This is a genomic window from Providencia sp. 21OH12SH02B-Prov, assembly GCF_027362595.1.
In the GTDB taxonomy this organism is placed as follows: Bacteria; Pseudomonadota; Gammaproteobacteria; order Enterobacterales; family Enterobacteriaceae; genus Providencia; species Providencia zhejiangensis.
On the sequence record NZ_CP114796.1, the window covers coordinates 827,822 to 848,222 of the forward strand.

Consider the following 20,401-nt stretch of genomic DNA (forward strand, 5'->3'; position numbering starts at 1 on the left):
TGATTAACAATCGGTTTTTAATGTAAATAGGTTGCTCGGAAGATTAACCGAGCAACAAAAAATAGGTTACTACAGCATGAAAAAGATAACTCAACTCAGTGTTGTTGCAAGTTTAACGGGTCTTGTTCTGTGTTCTTCGGTTGCACATGCAGCGGTATCAATGGATCGCACCCGCGTCATTTATGATGGCGGTCAAAAATCCATCTCATTAAATATTTCCAATAACAATAAGCAGTTGCCTTACTTGGCTCAAGGTTGGATGGAAAACGCAAAAGGCGAAAAAATCAACTCACCACTGGTGGTATTACCGCCTGTTCAACGCTTAGAGCCCGGTAAATCAAGCCAAGTCAAAATTGAAGCATTGCCAGCAGCCAATATGCTGCCTAATGACCGTGAGAGTTTGTTTTACTTTAACTTGCGTGAAATTCCACCCAAAAGCGATAAGCCGAACACATTGCAAATTGCTTTACAAACTCGAGTGAAGTTGTTTTATCGCCCAAAAGCCATTATTCCTGAGAAAAATGCCGCACCAGCGCAAGATAAACTCACTTTAGAAAAACAGGGTGAAACGGTGATGTTGAAGAACCCAACGCCTTACTACGTCACCATTATTAATGCTGGCGCAACCGCAAAATCCGACGCAAAAGATTTTACGCCAGTGATGGTTGCGCCTTTTGCGAGTGAAAATCTCGGGGTAAGTGCTAGTAAGCTGGGTAACTCACCGGTACTGACGTATATCAATGATTACGGTGGTCGTCCAGAGCTGAATTTCCGTTGTCAGGCATCAAGCTGTCAGGTTGTTACTGAAACAAAATAATCGATTATCTCAGGCCTGTCGGCATGAATGGAAAGGAGAGAACCATGACTCAACAAAAATTGACTCAGCATATTCGCAACAGCCTTTTAGCTTGCTTATTTGCAGGGACAAGTAGCTTATCTGCGTTTGCAGATGATAATAACCGTGCTTTGTACCGTCCTGTCGATAATTGGAATACCGATGGTCAACATGGTGTGCTCTATGTGTCTGGTTCATTGACTGAAAGCCCATGCCGATTAGCAATGACTTCAAGTTATCAATCTGTCTTACTCGGCAACGCTGAAACGGCGGATTTTAAAGGTACGGGGGGGCAAGGCCGTCCTATCCCCTTTCAAATTGAGTTACTGGATTGTTTAGAAACACCAACGTCATTAGAAAACGTCCAAACAGGGCAAACAGCGTGGAGCTCAACGCAACCCGCAGTCAAAGTGCGTTTTTTAGCCCCCACGGTTCCGTTTATGCCGAACTATGCGCGAGTGAATGGCGCGCAAGGCATAGGCTTAGTGCTTAGTGATAGCCAAGGTCAAACCTTGCCATTAGGTGAAGAAAGTAACCCTATATTGCTAGCTTCTGGACAAGATAAACTGACCTATTATGTGACCCCGGTCAGAACGACTGGGCCATTAGAACCGGGTGCGTATTCAGCACTGATCGCCTTTGAAATGATTTATGAGTAAGGGGCGGAAGATGAATTCTATCACAAAAAAAATAGTAGGCTACAGGCCAGTGAAATCATTACTTACAGCAATGATCTCGGGGGGATTATTGCTAGTGAGTGGGCAAAGTAGTGCTGAAATTTTTACTATCGAAGTGAAAATGACTGTTGTTGAAAAAACCTGTGATATTTATGGCAATGGGGGAAAAAATTGCCCTATTACGGTGACTTTCCCTGATTTAGTGATTAGGAATATTGATGGTATAGCATATGGCGCTACACCAATTGAATATCAATTAGATTGTGAAGATGCGGCAGATAACCCTGCGTTAAAAATCCAATTTATAGGTGCGGATGCTCAGTCGGTACCAAATAGTACCTTTAAGGAAGCAGGGAAATTAAAAACAACTGACAATAACCTAGCGATTAAAATAACGGCAAATGGTCAACAATTAAAATTAACGGATTGGTTTCCTTTTAATTATAAAACAAAGCCAACATTAATGGCGGTTCCTGTATCTAGTGATGCAGGGGGAATTCGTGGTGGTGAATTTACGGCTACTGGCACACTAAGCGTGGAGTATCAATAATGTTCATTCAGAGTTCTAAGAATAGGGTATTAGGATTACTTGGCGGTGTAGCATTATTGACATTTAGTACCGCGCAGGCGGTTGAAGTTAATTTTTCAGGAAATTTAATTGAAAATCCGCCTTGTGATGTCGCTGGCCCTAAAGGGCCTAACCAGCCAATTAAGGTTGATTTTGGTGAAATCGGTATTACTAAAATTGATGGTGTTAACTACCAACAGGATTTTACTTTAACTTTAAGTTGTGGGCCTGAATTAGGTAATTCAGTCCCACTCTATTTGCAATATATGAGTCCTTTTATTGCTTCTTTTGATAATAAAGCGTTAAGAACAAGCATCAATGGATTAGGTATCCGTCTTTATCATGAAGGCGTTGTCATTGCGCCTAATACGGGCTCTCCAATAAAGATGTCTAGCAATGGAACCGCAACATTACCTTTATATGCCGTTCCTGTTCGCGACTCTAAGATAACTTTATTTGAAGGTGATTTTACTGCATCGGCAACAGTTCAAATGTTGTATCCCTAAGGAGCTGATGATGAAAAAGCAGAGTTTTATTAGTGGTTTTCTTTTTGTCTTAATGGGGATATTACCTTCAGCTAGCTTTGCTGAAAGCAGTAATACCATCGAATATAGCGGTAGTTTGATTGCCTTGCCTTGTACTGTTAATCCTGGCTCTGAAAATGGTTATGTCTATTTTGGTGAGAACGTTAATGCGAAAGACTTATATACAGGGCAACGTGGCGCATATAGCGATAAAGAGTTTGATTTTTATCTTGATGATTGCGACACCTCTTTAGGTAATACCATCTCAGCTAAATTTAATGGGAATGCAACAGCGGATGGCTTATTAAAATTTGATCCTGAAAGTGAAGCCAGTGGGGTAGTGATCGGTTTAGAAACCATGAGTGGTAAGCCATTACCTATTAATGATGTGAAAGTTGAGCCTATTTATCCAATTAAAGACGGTGACATGGTTATTCCAATACGTGCTTATTTAAAAGCGGATGCTGATGCATTAAAAAATAAAACCATTAAGCCTGGTTGGTTTAGCGCTACGCTGACTTATACCCTAGTGTATGAATGATAAGTGGCGTCACAATTGGATATTAGCCTATCACTGGCTTTGTCAACGGCGGCAACATTATCCGGCTAATACCGACGTTTGGCACCTGCGTTTTCATTGGCGTGTTATAGGAAAACGCTTATGGCAAGCGGTTTGTAATAGCTCATACCGATTAAAACCTATGCAGGTTATCACGGCATGGAATGGCCGACGGACGGTGCAGTGGTGTGCGGAAGATGCCTTAATCTTCAAATGGGCAGCCTTATGCTTAACGCCATTATTAGTTAAGCATCCGGCATGTCGGCATTTGAAAGGACATGGTGGTTACCAAGCTTCCGTTATTGCAACGAAAAAAGCAATTGAAACCAAACAATTACAATTTGTGTATCGTACTGATATCAAAGGTTATTATGAGCATTTTCCTAAACAACGATTATGGCAATGGTGTCAACAACAAACAGATTCGCCAATATTACTGAATTTGTTGTACCAATATATTAACTATAGCGTTGAGCAGCACGGTGAATTTTTCTCACCTAATAAAGGAATTTGCCGAGGTTGTGCTCTTAGCCCATTAATTGGGGGGAGCTATTTATTTACCTTAGATACGGCACTTAGCCAATGCCGAGGAATATTCTATGAACGCTATATGGATGATTTTTTGCTGTTATCGCCAACGCGCTGGCCCTTAAAGCGCGCGATAGCGATATTACAAAATGTTTTAGCACAAGATAACTTTACCTGTCATCCTAATAAAACCCAAATGGGTCGCATTGAGAAAGGGTTTGATTGGTTGGGAATGTGGTTTACGGATACCGACATGGTACGTTCGCCACGATCTTTAGCGCGTGCTAAAGAACGACAACTTGAAAAAGAAAAACGCCTACGGCTTTATGAGCGAACATATGACATTCGTAACCCGCAAACGGATGATTAGTGTAGGTTTTTGAAATTACAAGGTGATTATGAGCAATTAGCGATGAGCTGTAATCTGAAGACCGATTCGGGTCGCTTACGCCATCTCTTAGCTATCTTTGATAACATGCCGTGAAAAGGAGAAGACCTGTGCGCACTTCCGTGCTTTTGACGCTGATACTGCTGTCTGTGACGACAGACGGGCTTGCTAGGAAACTCGAAATGCCCAATACCAGTACGGGATATCGAATCGACGAAGGTGGGGCCGAATTTCGCTTTGATAAAATGGACGGTCGGGGCCTGCCCGCTCCAATAGTATCGCCGGACGCTATCACGTGGCGTTGCGGTGGGGTGCCTGCGAGCAACTGCACCAGAAACGATGGCCATAATAGCTATAACAATTACTTCTCGCCTGTTCCCGCGTGGTTTTCCGTTGGCCTCTTTCCTTTGTCTTTGGGAGCTGGCGTGCTGGTGGCCCAAGATGATACCCCGTTTAAACCCGGCGTCCCGATGCCACTGGTTGGATGCACGATCAGTTGGGGGGGCTGGGTGGCTCCTAGGACATGGGCCTATGAACCGGTAATCATTGGGACAACGGGGGGGACGAATGTGGTCATAGAAAATGGCCGGGTTCAAAAGCCCCATGGGTGCGCCAGCGTTTCTCCGTCCTCTGTGAATGGCGGAATTTATAATGTTGGTGGTGAGGATGCGCTGCTCGCGTATATGCCTGTAGACCTTCCGGAGGTTAAATGTGGAAGACCTGGCTATCCAGGCTGCGGGATAAGTCCGCGCGGGGAGGGGCGACAGACCGACGATGCACCTACTAAGTTTTCATTTTTGGGGCGCGGCGAAATACAGACCTTTGGCTATGTGAGTGCATGTGAAGGGAATAGCAATAGCCCGTTTAATAAGGGTTGCACGGTGTACGTTGTTCGCGGTGGGTATAGCAACCTAGACGGGTCCATTCCTCCAGAACCGACCTACTGTACGTATGACGTTCCGAACCAGATTGACTTCGGGACACAGAGTAAGACGTCTCTTGTTGGCTTGAGTATGACAGACATGATCGATATTCGATGTTCGCGAGCTACCGCCGTTAGCATTGGACTAGTACACAATGTGATCGAGGATGGGCCGGTGCGATTTAACATAGAGCTTGATGGAGTGTCTACTCTACAGACGACTGTGGATGTGGCAGCAAATGCTGTGCGATCGGTATCATTGGGCGCACGAATAACCACCAGCGGGACCCCAGATGCGGGCGACTATGGAGGTTCTATTATCGTTGTGATCAACCCTAGTTGATGCAATATTGAAAAGAAGTAAATTGCTGGGCTCCATACCATTGTCTCAATCTATCCAGACCTTGGGCATTGAGCTCGACGTGGGAGATGGCCGAAACCCTGTGACCGGGATCTGCCATCGCCCTATCTCCAAAAGAACACTAATTTTGTTGGTTTCGTGTGTATGAAGGGTTAGTATGTGCAAACGTTGTTAAACTGCAACCTATGCGGTAATTCCCCACTATTATCCTTTTTATCCCGTATGCCTGTGAGTACCGTTCTGTTGTGGATCTCATAACTCCTCTCATTAGGATTAGGGCCTCCCATTAGGTTTGCCGAACGTCACGCAAGCATTTGTTGACGGATTAGGCGGCAATGAAAATAAAAAGATTGGCGGCTATATATTAAATTTACCTTTTACCCATATTCGACTGGATGGAAAGGATGCTAAAGCTAAATATTGGATTCCAATGCGGCCAGAACAATCAACGCTGTGGAATCAAGAAACTGAGCTTAAAGGTAATGGAGGGAGTTTATTTACAGGGACTGCGTCATATTTTTCATATGGTATAGATATTGCAGCCGCAGTTCCTACTCCTTTTATTGAATTAGATGGTGTATTAATAATACAAGCTTATATTACAGACAAACAGAATTTAGATTTAACAACACCACAGCATTTGGATGGTTCATCAACCATCGAATTGTATTATTATTAGCCACTATGTGCTTCTTTTATTAATAAAATAATAGTGTAGCTTCTTTAGGTAAGACATGACTCTTTATTTTAACTATATTGAAAACTATCAAAATATAAACAGAATAAGTGTTATTTAGAAATTAGTTATCTTAAATATTTTTTAATACGGATGAATGTTGTTGCTGATTTAATTTAAAATGATAATAAAACTTTATTTACAAATTGGTTATAACGAGCAAACTCATGGAAAAACAAATTATAGGGACACTTATCGAGTTGACCTTTCGAGGCAACGATGATGTCAAGATCGCGGCGATCTCCGCATTGGGTGATTATAAAGCGACAATAGAACAACAAGATGCAGTGATTAGATTAATTGAACTATGCAAAGATCCAAATAAAGAAGTGGCGGTATCTTCCATCCGCTCTTTAAGCAAGCTATCTGAGCATTTTAGTCGCTTAGTTACATATAATGACTGAGGCTCTCTTATAAATTGATTTTATGATATTGACCAACCTTTAATTAGTTTAAAAATATTAAACAATAATAATTTATACTCTCTTTAGTATGTATTTTTATTTCAGCTTTTTAACAGCAAAAAATTTTTTGTTATGTTGTTAATTAGTTGTCATTAATAATGACTTATTTTTTGTTATTCAAATGCCTTAATTGGATGGTCGTTTTTGTTTTATTATAATCTTATTATCCTAATAAGATTATATAAACTTTAATAAGTTTGTGATAAAAATAAACAGCCACATTGTTATGCATTATTTATACACATAAGAGGTTTATAATGAAAAAGATTGTTATCTCTAGCGTTTTAGCTGCAATGGCAGCATTCTCTTTTAATGCGATGGCTGCGGACTCGAATATTGTCACACCTGAAAAAATGACTTGTCAGGAATATATTAACCTGAACCCACAAAGCTGGGCACCTGTTGCATTGTGGATCACCAATATGGATACACAATTTAAAGGTGGCGATTATGTTGCGTTAACAGAACAGAGTGTTGCAGAAGCGCCACAAATCGTTGAGTTCTGTAAGAAACATCCTGAAGGCACACTACAAGATTACTTAGCGTCAAAAAAATAAGTTAAGTTTCTACCCTAAATAATTTGAGTTTAACTTAGGTGATAAGTGAGCAAGTCGTTAAGCACAGATAAATGTTGTGGCGAGTACGAGCGAACCTAATCAGCAACGTTGTCACTTGAAATATCATGGGTAGTACAAAATCAAAGCCTTGTTAATATGGTGTTTGTTTTTAGTTTAATTAAAGGCAAACACCCTACTATTTGTTTTATATATCGTTTTAATTAGAGCAACGCTTTCTAGCCACTTTATTTATAAGTGTCCATTAATGGCAATTCAAGATTCGATAATCCTGCTTTTTGTCTGACCTTCTCCAACATTTCTTTTTCTGATTTATAAATATTCTGCTTTTCCCTCTTCTTTCCGTCGGCGATGTCTAAAAAAAGACGCAAGAATGATAATAGTTCTTAATAGTATGTTTATTATCAGTTAAAATTATCCGCTAATTTAGCCGGATAAAAAGCCGTAATGTTATCGGCAGCGGCCTGTAAAAAAACACGACAACCTATTAGGATCTTAGGCACATGAAAATTAGGCATCTTTGGATACTCTCTCCATGTTTTGCTTCTTTTATTGCACCAGCAACATTCGCAGCAGAAAACAAACAAGATGAAATGACTGTCTCGGCAACGCGTTCTTATCGAAGTGTGTCGGAGATGGCTCAAACTACTTGGGTTATCGATAATGCGGAAATAGAACAGCAAGCAGAAGGAGGTAAAGAGTTAAAAGATATTCTGTCACAATTGATCCCCGGCATGAGTGTTAGCGGTCAAGGGCGTACTAATTACGGTATGAATATGCGTGGCCGCTCAATGATTGTGATGGTGGATGGGGTCCGTTTAAATTCTTCACGTAGTGATAGCCGCCAATTAGATTCTATCGACCCGTTTAATATTAACCATATTGAAGTGATTTCTGGCGCCACTTCTTTATATGGTGGCGGTAGTAGTGGTGGATTAATTAATATTGTCACCAAAAAAGGCCAAGAAGAAAAACAAGTCGACTTACAAATTGGCGGAAAAACCGGCTTTAGTAATGGCAAAGATCATGATGAAAATATTGCCGCGGCCATGAGTGGGGGGAATGAAAACGCCCATGGTCGTTTATCCGTTGCCTATCAACGTTATGGTGGTTGGTATGATGGCAAAGGTAAGGCAATTAATATTGATAATACACAAACAGGCCTACAATTTTCTGACCGCTTGGATGTCATGGGCGCTGGGGTTATTAATATTGATGATAATCAGCAGCTACAAGCCACGGTTCAATATTATAAAAGTGAGTCCGATGGTAAACATGGGCTTTATTTAGGCAAAGATTTTGCGGCGGTGAAAGGCCAAGGCGAGGCTCATAATAGTGATAAATTAAATTCAGATCGCTTACCTGGCACTGAGCGTCACATGCTGAATTTACAATATTCGAATGGTGACCTTTGGGGGCAAGATTTTGTTGCCCAAGTTTATTATCGTGATGAGTCACAAAAATTCTATCCATTCCCTACGCTAAATAAGGCAAAGGATGTCACCAGTATTAGCGCCTCTGATCAAAAAACCAATTTCTATGGTACTAAGCTGACGTTTAATAGCGAGCCGGTTGAGCATTTGACGCTGACGTATGGTGCTGACGCTGAGCACGAACAATTTCGTGCCAACCAAATGTTCTTTAATTTAGATAAAGCGAAAGAATCGGGTGGCATGGATTTGAAAAAAGCCTATCAAGTTGGGCGTTATCCAAGTTATACCACAACCAATATGGCCGCTTTCTTGCAAAGTAGCTACGATATTAATCCAATATTCACTTTAAGCGGCGGTGTGCGCTATCAATATACTGAAAACAAAGTGGATGACTTTGTTGGGTATGCGCAACAACAGCAAATAGCAGAAGGTAAAATTAAATCTGCCGATGCAGTGCCGGGGGGGAATACCGATTATAATAACTTGTTATTTAATGCGGGCTTATTGGTGAATTTAACTGAAAACCAGCAAACATGGTTTAATTTCTCTCAAGGTTTTGAAATTCCCGATATTGCCAAATATTATGGAACAGGGAAATATGCAGCAACCCCAGATGCTAATGGGCATCTTGCATTAGAAAATAGCGTTAATATTAATGATACTAAAGTGAAAGGTATTAAAGTTGACTCCTATGAACTGGGGTGGCGCTATACTGGAGATAATTTACGCACACAAATTGCCGCTTATTATTCATTGTCAGACCGAAGTTATGACATTAATAACGCGGATATGACTATCTATATGAAGTCAGATAAACGTCGTATTTATGGCGTGGAAGGGGCTGTTGATTATTTCTTTGAAGATAGTGATTGGAGTGTTGGTAGTAACTTTAATCTGCAAAAATCAGAAACCAAAGTGGATGGTAAATGGGAGAAATGGAGCGTTAAATTTGCTAGCCCATCAAAAGTCACTGCATATGTGGGATGGGAGCCAAATGATTGGTCTCTACGTTTACAAAGCCAGCAAACCTTTAATGTTTCCGATGCGGATGGTAACAAGCTTGATGGTTATAATACCGTGGATTTCTTAAGCAGTTATTTATTGCCAGTTGGTAAAGTCAGTTTTGCGGTAGAAAATTTACTGGATGAAGATTACACCACGATTTGGGGGCAACGTGCGCCAAAATTATATAGTCCGAATTATGGTGCAGCAGATCTGTATACCTATAAAGGTAGAGGAAGAACTTTTGCGTTGAATTATAGTGTGACGTTTTAAGTTGAATATCTTGTGAGCCATCTTATTGATGGCTCATCTTTATGACTCAATGAGGTTATTGAATGAAATGGCTATTAACTGGGTTACTATGTTTAGTCAGTGTGATTGCATCAGCTAAAACGCCCACTGTGATGACTGATTTGCAAGGCCGCAAAGTGAGTGTCGATCTTCCCGTCGACAAACTATTTTTGATCGATGGGCGAGATATTTTATCGGTCGATATTGCGGGGGGAAAAGACGCTTTCTCACGTATTGTTGGCTGGAGTGATTCGTTAGAACAGTACGCGCCTGATTTAAAACAGGCTTATTTTTCTGCGGTTCCTGAATTAGCTAACATACCAACCTTAAGAAAAAACCGCGAAACGGGCATTCAAATTGAAAAATTACTTGAGCTGGCGCCTGAAGTGGTATTAATGCATAAATCTAATTATGCAGCGATGCGCGATAGCCAATTTATGCCACAACTGGAAGCCGCAGGGATCAAGGTTATTTTTATTGACTTCCGTATGGATATCGCCAATAACACGCCAAAAAGTATTGTGTTATTAGGCGAATTATTAGGAACTCAGGAACGTGCAAACCGCTTTGCGACACTGTACCAAGAAAAACTAGCCGCCATTGAAGGGCAGCTGAAAAAACCTTACCCGTCGGTATTAATTGAGGCTAATGCAGGCTTATTTGCCGATAGTTGTTGCCAACTTTATGGTCGTTCAGGTTTTGGGGTTTTAGCAAGCCTTGCGGGTGGTAACAATTTAGTGGAAGACAGTTTTCCGGCTAAAGGTGCTGAAAGCTCAATTGAAAATATTATTACCTTAAACCCTGAATTTTATGTATTAACCGGTGCAGATTGGCAGAATTTTAATCGTCGCTCAACGGCCGTTAAACTGGGTTATGATGCAGATGCAACGGTGGCTAAAAAGCAATTGGCTAAGCTTGTCGATCGCCAAGGAATTTCATCGCTGACAGCAGTGAAAGAGAAGCATGTCATGGCGATTTATCATAACTTCTATAATAACCCAATGAATATTTTTGCTATTGAAGCCATGGCTAAGTTTATGCATCCGCAAACTTTTACAACTTTACAGCCTGAACAAAATTTGCAGGAATTCTTACAGCAGTTTACGGCTATTAAAGCGAATGGGGTGTTTTGGATAACCCTTTAATATATACGTCATACTTTAATATTTCACTATTGCTAATGACGCTCATTCATACATAGTCTGGCCTAGCTCTTTCATTATTAATTGCTGAGTCGTTTTTAGCGTTATTAACCGTAGAAATGTTATTTTTAGGCCGTGTTGCGATAGGACACGGCTTTTTTATAGGCTAAATTTTCCAACTAAGTAATCAATAAATACACGAGTTTTTGCAGGTAGAGTGGTGCTATTGGGATAAAGTAGCTGAATATTCTGTGAAGGTAGATAAAACTCAGGTAGTAAACGAATGAGACGCCCTGCATGAATATCATCATTGACGAGCCAATCAGGACAGATAGCGACCCCAAGAGAGGCCAGTACCATTTGGTGGATCACCGCTGCTGAATTCGATTCATATTGGCCTTTTATGATGGGAAGAGGGTATTTTTCCCCTAGCGTATTTTTTAGCACGTATTGTGTATCTTGCCAATTCAGTAATGAATGGGTTATCCAAGGAATTTGTGCTAAATCGTTAATCCCTTTAACGGGATAGTGTTTTAATAGTTCAGGGGCTACCACAATAGAGATTTGGTATTCACCAATTTTACGTATTTTTAGGGATGAGCTTTTTAAATTACCTAAACGTATTGCAAGATCTAATTTTTCGGTGACTAAATCATCTAATGAGGAATTGAAACTGTATTGCAATCGTAATTTAGGATAAAGACGGCAAAATTCAGGGAGTAATGGCAAAATATAACGTTGTCCAAATTCATTCGTGGATGAAAAACGCAGTAAGCCTGTGACATTGGTTGCTAAATTTTGGCTTCTTTCAAACGCTTCTTCTATCTCTAATTGGATACGTTTAAAGTCATCATAAAAATGTTTTCCTGCTTCGGTGAGGGCAATATTACGTGTATTACGTATGAGCAGGCTGACATTCAACCGTATCTCTAATTGTTTTATATCAATACTGACCATAGAGCGGCTCATGCCTAAAATATCAGCCGCTTTGGTAAAAGATCCCGAATCAACCACTTGTAGAAAAGTGGTTATTTGCTTAAGGTTTTTTTGCATAATCAGTCTGATTGTTTGCCATTATTAAACAATGAGTTTAATCCTCTTATATCGACAAAGAAAGGGGGAATACCTACTCTTGTGCGCCGGAGGTAGGTATGTCTTATCGATATAAAATCGCAACTGTTTTTTTAATTGGCTTCTTTATCGACTGTATTAATATTTTTATGTCAGCGATTGCATTGCCTGATATTGCTTCAGCGTTTTCTACCAGCCAATCAATGGTGGCTTGGGTCGCTAATAGTTATATCTTAGGTTTAGTCTTGATCATGCCATTGAGTTTATGGCTAGCAGGACAATTAGGTAACCAAAAGCTGCTCAGTCTGTCTATGCTGTTATTCTCAGTCAGTGTTTTATTGTGTGGACTGAGTCATTCAATTTATAGCTTGATCATTTGGCGTTTTATTCAAGGTGTTGCTGGTGGGTTACTGATCCCTGTGGGACAGGCGCTTGTTTTTGAGCTATTTCCAGGTAAAGAGCGCCATCGTATTTCAACCTTAATTATGGTTGTCGCCCTAACTGCGCCTGCATTTTCTCCGGCGGTAGGGGGAATGATTATTGATTCATTCTCGTGGCGCTGGGTATTTTACGCAAATCTGCCTTTTTCATTATTCGCGGCAATTTTAGCGTGGTCATGGGTGAAAAATGATGGACGGCAACAAAGAGAAAAGCCTGATGTATTAGGGTTGATTATGGTGAGTTTTAGTTTACTGTTCTTGTTGTTATCTTTTTCCTTTTATAACGATTATCACAGTACCGTACTAGCTCTGAGCAGTTTTCTATTTTCTGCTTTTATTCTGGTTTTATATCTTCAATACGCCAAAAAATGTTCGGCGCCTATTTTGAATTTTCAGTTACTCGTAAATAGTCATTTGCGTAATGCTTTTATTGTTTATTACGCAGTACCTGGTGTATTTACCGGTGTCAATTTACTCAATATTTTTAACTTACAAAATAATTTACATTTTAGCGCAGCTCAGACGGGCATGTTTATGCTGTTATATGCCTCGGGGGCTTTGCTATCAATGTTAAGTGGTGGTTATCTCTATCACCAGATTGGTAAGAAAACGCTATTTTTTGCAGGAATTACGACTCATAGCTTAGGGATTATGTTGCTGTTTTGGGTATCAAGTTACTCAGATTTGGCCTTACTCATAGTTGCTTATTTATTAATGGGAGCAGGTGGCGGGCTGTGTACTAATACTGCTCAGATCAGTGCATTAATTGATTTTACAGGGAAGGATTTATTGCAAGGTAGTGTGTTATGGAACATTAATCGCCAAGTTGCGTTCAGTGTAGGAACGGTCGTGTTGGTGTCTATTTTTAGTGTCGTCAGCGTCCAAAATGACTTATTGCGCTATCAATATACTTTTATGGCCGCAGCGATTATCGGTTTACTGTCATTAGTCGCAGTATTAAAAGAGAGATAAACTATGGGTAACATGGAAAAAGCATTGCAGAGTGTGATAGATCTGCATATTTCGATTGAAAATGTATTTACTGGTAAAGATCAGAATGCATTAGGGCCTTTATTAGCTAGCTTTGATAAAAATTTTGCCATGGTGACAATAAAGGGAGAACGCATCGGTTTAGAACAGATTAACGCCTTATTTAATCATAATATGGGAACAAGACCTTCATTAAAGATCACGCTTTCTGATATTAAACCTATTTTAGATACAGGGGAGTATTGTTGGCTACAATACCAAGAACGACATGAAACAGCGGATTCATGGCTATTACGAACTTCCACGGTATGTATTAAGGTAGATGGAGAGCATTGTCTTTGGGTATACTTACATGAAACTCCTCAGCAATAAATATTAATTGATAGGTTTAAGTGTTAGCTTTTAGTCAACGCTAACACTTAACTAGATGATTTTTTTTAATTGTTTAATCTATTTTTCTGCTTATTTTCTTGAATTATTTCAATATAAATACCATCCAAATTTTATCTACAGTGCATTACTACACGTTCGTTAATTTGCTTTTTAAATCGAACTTATTTCACTTCTATCGTTAACTTAACCTATTTTCTTTATTTGAATAATAAAGATATTACAAAATAGATGATTATGACTCGTTTGATGAGTTATGTTATGTGTCACTAAAAACGACTTATTTAGATTGTCTTTTTTAAAAACATAATGCGCTAATTTTTGTAGCGCATGCAGTAAATGACAATATTTTTGAGTAAAAGTGTTTTTATCTCATCGTCAATTTAAATCACAAGGGGTAAAAATTGAGAAACGCATAATAAGAATTATCTTATGCGATAAAAAGTTTTGTACTGACGCTATTTGTCACTGAGTTTGATATTCTTTGTGCAATCAATCTTAACCTAAATCATAGTTGGTGATAAAATGGATGACTATAAAAAAAATCAAGGAGTCAGATTAGCGACAATTATTCTCGAAACTTATCTTTATGGTGAAGTCGATAAATGTGAGCTAGCTTCTCGTTTTAAAGTCAGCGAGCGGACAATTTATCGAGATTTGAATTCATTAAGCTTAATTTTAGAGCATAAAGGGAATTCGAAGTACGGTTTTTCGACAGTTGTCGAATATTATAAAATGATTTCTTTTTTTGGCATAGATAAGTATTTACCTGATTTTAGTCAATCTTTTCTGAAAAGTATTCCTGAGACTATTCAGAATAGAAGTGTTCTCATTAAATTTAATGGTATTGAGCATAAGATTAAGAGTTACTTAAAAAAACATTATGAAAAAATAAGGTATGCAATTGATAATAAAAGAGAATGTCATATTCTCTATAAAAACAAAAATCGGACAATACATCCCTATAAACTGGTATGTCACAATACGATTTGGTATTTGAATGCAATGGAAGAGGGGAAGCTTAAGTCATTTTCATTGAATAGAATTGAATGGTTAGATGTAAGCAAAGTAACATTTTCACCAGATGATAATATTTTGAATATATTAATGGGAAGTAAGGACCCATGGACTAGCCATAATAATTTTAATGTTCGAGTACAGATTTCATCATCAATATCTGATTACTTCAAGAGAAGGGATGTGTTACCAAATCAGTATATTGTTGATGAAAATAGTGAGTATTTAACAGTTTCATGTTCTGCAATGAGTGAAAAACAGATTTTACCTTTAATCCAATACTGGATCCCAAATATTAAAATATTAGAGCCAGAATGGTTAAAGGTAAAGTTTGAAAAAAAATTACAAGATTATATTAGTCACTTGTAACGAGTTATTTTAATTTTATCAAAATTGAGAGGATTGTATGGCAATACCATTTATTATTGCAGGTGCGGCTATTGCTGCCGCCGCGTTTGGTGGAAAGAAAGCTTATGACGGTTACCAAACAAAATCAGAAGCGGATGATATGTTAGCGAAAGCTCAACGCCGTTATGATGAAAATAAAGAGGTTCTGGAATCTATTAATGTCAGTACGACCAATGAATTAGAGAAGCTAGGTACGCTTGAATTACAAATTGGTGAAAGTTTCAGTAAGTTTAATACTATCGCACAATCAATATTAAAACAGCTAAATGAATCAGGACAGGATATTTCTATCTCTATTCCTCGTCATGAAATTAATAAAATTGAAAACTTAGCGATTTCAGCAACAGAGTATCTAGGAACCTTAGTCGGTGCCGGTGCATCAAGTGCTGCGGCAGGTTTTGCTGTTTATGGCGGTGTGATGGCATTTGCCGCGGCATCGACGGGAACACCAATTGCAGCGCTTTCAGGTGCGGCTGCTTATAATGCGACAATGGCGGCTATCGGTGGTGGTTCACTGGCCGCCGGGGGATGGGGGATGGCCGGTGGCGCAATGGTGTTAGGCGGTGCCGTTGTTGCTCCTATCTTAGCTATTGCGGGTTGGGCTTATAATTCCCATGCCGAAAAAGCGTTAGATAATGCTCGAAAAATTCGTTCTGAAGTTAATGGTGCCGTTGCAAAAATGACTTTAGCACATGAGAATTTAACGAAAACTAAAGAGTATGTTGTCGCTATTTATCATGTTTTGGAAGCACAATTCAATGTGTTTAAACCCTATTTATTGGCGCTTATAGAGGCAGACAAGATAATTCAACGTAATAAAGCATTGGGCAACACAAATACCCATGGTATTACGGATGAATTAAAATTGACCATTAATAATGGCTATAAGCTCGCCGCTATTATGACCAATCTAATTACGACACCATTATTTAAGCCAAAATTAAATGAAAATAATGAGGTTGTTATCGTTGATGAAGTTATCGAAATTGAAACGGATAGCCACGGGCTAAAAGTTATCAATCAGGATTGCCTAGATAAACAGTTAGATGAAACTGAGCGTTTTACTCTATCTTAATGACATCATAAATTATAAGTAGCAGTGCTCGGCTGCTACTTATCGGTAAAGCATATGCAGCAGAAAAATTATAATTGGCAAAAGGAAGTGAACGATACAATTGTTCAAAGTTTAGTGACTTCTTTTGGTTTGGATTTTTTATTATTAAAAGATAAAAAGGGGGGCGATGTTGATACCATCCATAATGTCAGAAACGATATTTGGGCTACAGAAGTAGAAAAAGATCGTTATGAGAATCGTGGGCAATACGATTCTCATGAATATCACAGTCATGAAAACTACAAAGAAACAAACCGTAGAGGTAAGCAACAAAAATTATCCGGTGAATTAATTGATTCTTACACTGGCGAAACTTTTAGTCAGCAAGATGTGACTAATCTTGATCACATTATTGCCGCTTATGAGGTCCATAATGACCCTGCACGTGTTCTTGCTGAAATTGATGGTGCGGATTTAGCGAACCGTGACTCAAATTTGACCTTTACGAATGAAACATTAAATAAGTCGAAAAAAGCCCAAAAAATGGCAGACTTTATGGTGAATTTAAAATCACAACAAACACAGATTAAAACAGAAATTAATGTGTTAGAAAGTAAAGGGCAACTAACCGATATTGAGCTAAAAAAACTCAAGACACTTAAGAATAAGCAAAAAGCCAATTTTGATGTCATGGAGGCTATCGATAAAAAGGCCAGAAAACAGTATGACGCTGAAATTAGTCGTAAGTACTACAGTAGCAGTAAGTTTTTTGTGAATACGGCCTCAGCGGCCATTAACACTGGGTTGAGAATGGAAGCAAGGCAAATGCTAGGGATTGTATTTGCAGAGCTTTGGTTTGAATTAAAAGACGCTATCCCGAAGTTGATTGAACAGCATAAAACAAACTTTAAACTTAAAATCTTCATTGAAGATTTGAGGGATGTTGTCACAAATATTTGGGAAAGATTAAAGGTTCGTTTTAAAGATTTTTGGACTGAGTTTAATAATGGGCTGTTTGGTGGGCTATTAGCGAGTGTAACAACTACGATGCTGAATATCTTCCTGACATCCACAAAACTGATAGTAAAATTAATTCGAGAGTCAGTAAATAGTTTATTTTCAGCGGCTAAGCTACTATTTTTTAACCCTGAAAATTTAGCATTAGGCGATTTGCTAAAATCAGCCATTAAAATTATTTCGACCAGTATCTCTGTTATTTTAGGTTCAATGATAACAACATACTTGAATGGAATATTATCATTTCCTTTCGGTAATGATGTGGCAGTATTTATTGGCGTTTTGATTTCCGGTTTATTGACATTGGCGATGTGTTATTTTTTAGAACATAGTGAGTTCATGCAAAAAATTTGGAATTTTTTGAATAAATTCCGAAATAAATATGAGCTGACATTACAGTACTACCGAGAAGTTAATGCGGCTTTAGATGAATATCTTGTCAAACTTGTTCAGCTCGAGTTTAACTTTAATGTGACTGAAATGCAGGTATTTACCAATGCATTACAAGTGACGAATTCAGAATATGAGCGAAAAATTATTCTCAATCAGGAAATTAAGAGAAATAATATTGTATTGCCCTTTGATGCAGAAAGTGATGATTCATTCAGCGAGTGGCTGGACTCATTATGAGCTTAGAAACCGAGTCGCTATTTCCTTGTGATAAATGTGGGGCATGCTGCCGCCATGTTGATCGTGCGCATGAAACTCAATTTCTTGATCGAGGTGATGGCGTTTGTAAGAATTATAATGAAACTAATATGTTATGTACTATCTATGATGAGCGTCCAGATATCTGCCGTGTCGATAAACAGTATTCGCTTCATTATCACAAACAATATACATGGCATGAATTCATTGAAATTAACAGAATTGCTTGTGAGATAATACTGAGCAGTGAATAGTGTTGATGTATGACATGCTGATTAATGAAGTCATGACTAAAATGGTCATTTATCGTTTAGTGACATAAAAAAACACCTGCCGAAGCAGGTGTTTGATGACTAATTAAAAGCTCATTATTCGTCAAGGAAGCTACGTAGAACTTCAGAGCGGCTTGGATGACGCAATTTACGTAGAGCTTTAGCCTCGATTTGACGAATACGCTCACGCGTAACGTCGAACTGTTTACCCACCTCTTCTAAGGTATGGTCGGTGTTCATATCGATACCAAAACGCATACGTAGAACTTTTGCTTCACGAGCCGTCAGACCTGCCAGCACTTCATGAGTTGCTGAACGCAGACTTTCTGATGTCGCTGAGTCTAATGGTAGCTCTAACGTGTTATCTTCAATAAAGTCGCCGAGATGTGAATCTTCATCATCACCGATTGGCGTTTCCATTGAGATTGGCTCTTTAGCGATCTTCAGGACTTTACGGATCTTGTCTTCCGGCATCATCATACGTTCCGCTAATTCTTCAGGGGAAGGTTCACGGCCCATTTCCTGTAGCATCTGACGAGAGATACGGTTCAGTTTGTTGATGGTTTCAATCATATGTACCGGAATACGAATGGTACGAGCCTGATCCGCGATAGAACGTGTAATTGCCTGACGGATCCACCAAGTTGCATAGGTCGAGAATTTATAACCACGGCGATATTCAAATTTATCAACCGCTTTCATCAGACCAATATTACCTTCTTGGATTAGGTCAAGGAATTGCAAACCACGGTTGGTATATTTCTTCGCGATAGAAATTACCAGACGTAAGTTTGCTTCAACCATCTCTTTTTTCGCACGGCGTGCTTTCGCTTCACCGATAGACATACGACGGTTAATATCTTTTACCTGTTCAATTGTCAGGCCAGTTTCTTCTTCAATTTGACGTAATCTTTGCAGACAACGCAAAATTTCTTCTTCAACTTCTAGCAGCTTTTCACACCAAGGCTTGTTCATCGCTTTGGCTGCTGTTAACCAAGTTTCACTGGTTTCATTGCCACTGAATAACGTGATGAAGTTTTTCTTAGGCATTTTGCACTGTTCAACACATAGCTTCATGATAGTACGTTCTTGGAAACGAACGCGATCCATCATTTCACGCATGTTATTGACCAGATAGTCAAATTGCTTAGGCACTAAACGGAATTGCTTGAAGACTTCAGAAAGTTCTTCGATAGCAAGTGCTGTTTGTGCATTGCTACGACCAAACTGCTTAATGTGCTGACGCGTTTTTTCGTATTGCGTACGCAATTCACCGAATTTTTCACGGGCTAGTTCAGGATCGATGCTGTTATCATCATCGCTATCACTGTCATCGCCGTCTTCGTCTTCATCATCGTCTTCATCATCGTCTTTATCCAACTCTTCTTGTGGAAGCTCAGAACCAACGTGTGTTGCGGTTGGTGCTAAATCTTCTTCAGCGTTAGGATCGACGAAACCAGTAATCAAATCGGATAAGCGGCTTTCGCCTGCTTCAACGAGGTCATACTGTTCGAGTAGATAAGTAATGGCTTCAGGGTACTCTGCAACAGAGCACTGAACTTGGTTGATGCCATCTTCGATACGTTTTGCTATGTCGATCTCACCTTCACGGGTTAAGAGTTCGACGGTACCCATTTCACGCATGTACATGCGCACAGGGTCTGTAGTACGACCAATTTCACTTTCCACACTGGATAGAACTTGAGCAGCGGCTTCTGCTGCATCTTCATCCGTATCGGAAGTGGTTTCAGCGAGTATCAAATCATCGGCGTCAGGTGCTTCTTCCATGACCTGGATGCCCATGTCATTAATCATCTGGATGATATCTTCAATCTGATCTGAATCGACGATATCTTCCGGCAGATGGTCGTTGACCTCAGCATAGGTTAAGTAACCTTGCTCCTTACCCTTGGTTACGAGTAGCTTAAGCTGCGACTGCGGGTTTTGCTCCATAAGACGGTATCCACACTTCTGAGTATTTAGATTGGTGTCGGTCGGCGAAACAATCGGCCAACAAGAACATTCAAAGGGGATTTTTATTGTTACGCTACGCCCCTTTAATTTCGTAGCATTTTACAGGCATTTGCCT

Annotated in this window: 19 protein-coding genes; 17 read left to right on the forward strand and 2 right to left on the reverse strand. The window is 39.4% G+C overall.

Going from position 1 to position 20,401, the window contains the following annotated elements:
• Nucleotides 1-76: 76 nt before the first annotated feature.
• The 11 genes from O7C57_RS03955 to O7C57_RS04005 all read left to right on the forward strand — a co-directional run bounded on the left by O7C57_RS03955 (nt 77) and on the right by O7C57_RS04005 (nt 11,008).
• On the forward strand, nt 77-817 hold the full coding sequence (locus O7C57_RS03955; protein ID WP_154622310.1) for a fimbria/pilus periplasmic chaperone: 741 nt from the start codon (nt 77-79) through the stop codon (nt 815-817).
• 44 nt (nt 818-861) lie between these two features.
• Nucleotides 862-1,494, forward strand: coding sequence for a fimbrial protein (locus O7C57_RS03960; protein WP_269723650.1), 633 nt, complete (start codon nt 862-864; stop codon nt 1,492-1,494).
• Nucleotides 1,495-1,504: 10 nt separating this feature from the next.
• Nucleotides 1,505-2,062 (forward strand): fimbrial protein, encoded by a 558-nt coding sequence (locus O7C57_RS03965; RefSeq protein ID WP_269723651.1) that lies wholly within the window; start codon nt 1,505-1,507, stop codon nt 2,060-2,062.
• A complete protein-coding gene (locus O7C57_RS03970; RefSeq protein WP_154622308.1) occupies nt 2,062-2,586 on the forward strand; it encodes a fimbrial protein in 525 nt (174 codons plus the stop codon). Before O7C57_RS03965 ends, O7C57_RS03970 begins: the two co-directional genes overlap by 1 nt.
• Before the next feature lie 10 nt (nt 2,587-2,596).
• Complete coding sequence (locus O7C57_RS03975; RefSeq protein WP_269723652.1) at nt 2,597-3,145, forward strand: fimbrial protein; 549 nt, start codon at nt 2,597-2,599, stop codon at nt 3,143-3,145.
• Nucleotides 3,138-4,061, forward strand: coding sequence for a reverse transcriptase domain-containing protein (locus O7C57_RS03980; protein WP_269723653.1), 924 nt, complete (start codon nt 3,138-3,140; stop codon nt 4,059-4,061). The genes O7C57_RS03975 and O7C57_RS03980 overlap by 8 nt, the downstream gene beginning before the upstream one ends.
• Nucleotides 4,062-5,654: 1,593 nt before the next feature.
• Nucleotides 5,655-6,041, forward strand: coding sequence for a hypothetical protein (locus tag O7C57_RS03985; RefSeq protein WP_269723654.1), 387 nt, complete (start codon nt 5,655-5,657; stop codon nt 6,039-6,041).
• 224 nt (nt 6,042-6,265) lie between these two features.
• Nucleotides 6,266-6,502: a HEAT repeat domain-containing protein gene (locus O7C57_RS03990; RefSeq protein ID WP_154635708.1), complete on the forward strand. Its 237-nt coding sequence runs from the start codon at nt 6,266-6,268 to the stop codon at nt 6,500-6,502.
• Between the two features lie 317 nt (nt 6,503-6,819).
• Nucleotides 6,820-7,119: an HdeA/HdeB family chaperone gene (locus O7C57_RS03995; RefSeq protein WP_014657621.1), complete on the forward strand. Its 300-nt coding sequence runs from the start codon at nt 6,820-6,822 to the stop codon at nt 7,117-7,119.
• Nucleotides 7,120-7,640: 521 nt separating this feature from the next.
• On the forward strand, nt 7,641-9,845 hold the full coding sequence (locus tag O7C57_RS04000; RefSeq protein ID WP_163862901.1) for a TonB-dependent siderophore receptor: 2,205 nt from the start codon (nt 7,641-7,643) through the stop codon (nt 9,843-9,845).
• A 62-nt stretch (nt 9,846-9,907) separates the two neighbouring features.
• The gene (locus tag O7C57_RS04005) at nt 9,908-11,008 is read left to right on the forward strand and encodes an ABC transporter substrate-binding protein (protein ID WP_269723655.1); all 1,101 of its coding nucleotides are present in this window, start codon (nt 9,908-9,910) and stop codon (nt 11,006-11,008) included.
• 156 nt (nt 11,009-11,164) lie between these two features.
• On the opposite strand, the gene O7C57_RS04010 is transcribed toward O7C57_RS04005, so the two are convergent.
• Nucleotides 11,165-12,058 carry a LysR family transcriptional regulator gene (locus tag O7C57_RS04010; RefSeq protein WP_154623511.1) on the reverse strand — a complete coding sequence of 298 codons (894 nt, stop codon included), beginning with the start codon at nt 12,056-12,058 and terminating at the stop codon, nt 11,165-11,167.
• 98 nt (nt 12,059-12,156) lie between these two features.
• Here O7C57_RS04010 and O7C57_RS04015 point away from each other — a divergent pair, with 98 nt between their 5' ends.
• The 6 genes from O7C57_RS04015 to O7C57_RS04040 all read left to right on the forward strand — a co-directional run bounded on the left by O7C57_RS04015 (nt 12,157) and on the right by O7C57_RS04040 (nt 18,294).
• Nucleotides 12,157-13,488, forward strand: coding sequence for an MFS transporter (locus tag O7C57_RS04015; RefSeq protein WP_269723656.1), 1,332 nt, complete (start codon nt 12,157-12,159; stop codon nt 13,486-13,488).
• Between the two features lie 3 nt (nt 13,489-13,491).
• Entirely contained in the window at nt 13,492-13,878 is a 387-nt protein-coding gene (locus O7C57_RS04020) for a hypothetical protein (protein ID WP_247047760.1), read from the forward strand.
• Nucleotides 13,879-14,421: 543 nt separating this feature from the next.
• Nucleotides 14,422-15,282, forward strand: coding sequence for a helix-turn-helix transcriptional regulator (locus O7C57_RS04025; protein ID WP_154635707.1), 861 nt, complete (start codon nt 14,422-14,424; stop codon nt 15,280-15,282).
• Nucleotides 15,283-15,319: 37 nt separating this feature from the next.
• Entirely contained in the window at nt 15,320-16,396 is a 1,077-nt protein-coding gene (locus O7C57_RS04030) for a chemotaxis protein (protein ID WP_154624194.1), read from the forward strand.
• A gap of 54 nt (nt 16,397-16,450) precedes the next feature.
• Nucleotides 16,451-18,022 (forward strand): cobalamin adenosyltransferase, encoded by a 1,572-nt coding sequence (locus O7C57_RS04035; protein ID WP_269723657.1) that lies wholly within the window; start codon nt 16,451-16,453, stop codon nt 18,020-18,022.
• A complete protein-coding gene (locus O7C57_RS04040) occupies nt 18,019-18,294 on the forward strand; it encodes a YkgJ family cysteine cluster protein (protein WP_249999276.1) in 276 nt (91 codons plus the stop codon). The genes O7C57_RS04035 and O7C57_RS04040 overlap by 4 nt, the downstream gene beginning before the upstream one ends.
• A 114-nt stretch (nt 18,295-18,408) precedes the next feature.
• On the opposite strand, the gene rpoD is transcribed toward O7C57_RS04040, so the two are convergent.
• Complete coding sequence (gene rpoD, locus O7C57_RS04045) at nt 18,409-20,265, reverse strand: RNA polymerase sigma factor RpoD (protein ID WP_154624197.1); 1,857 nt, start codon at nt 20,263-20,265, stop codon at nt 18,409-18,411.
• Nucleotides 20,266-20,401 lie beyond the last annotated feature (136 nt).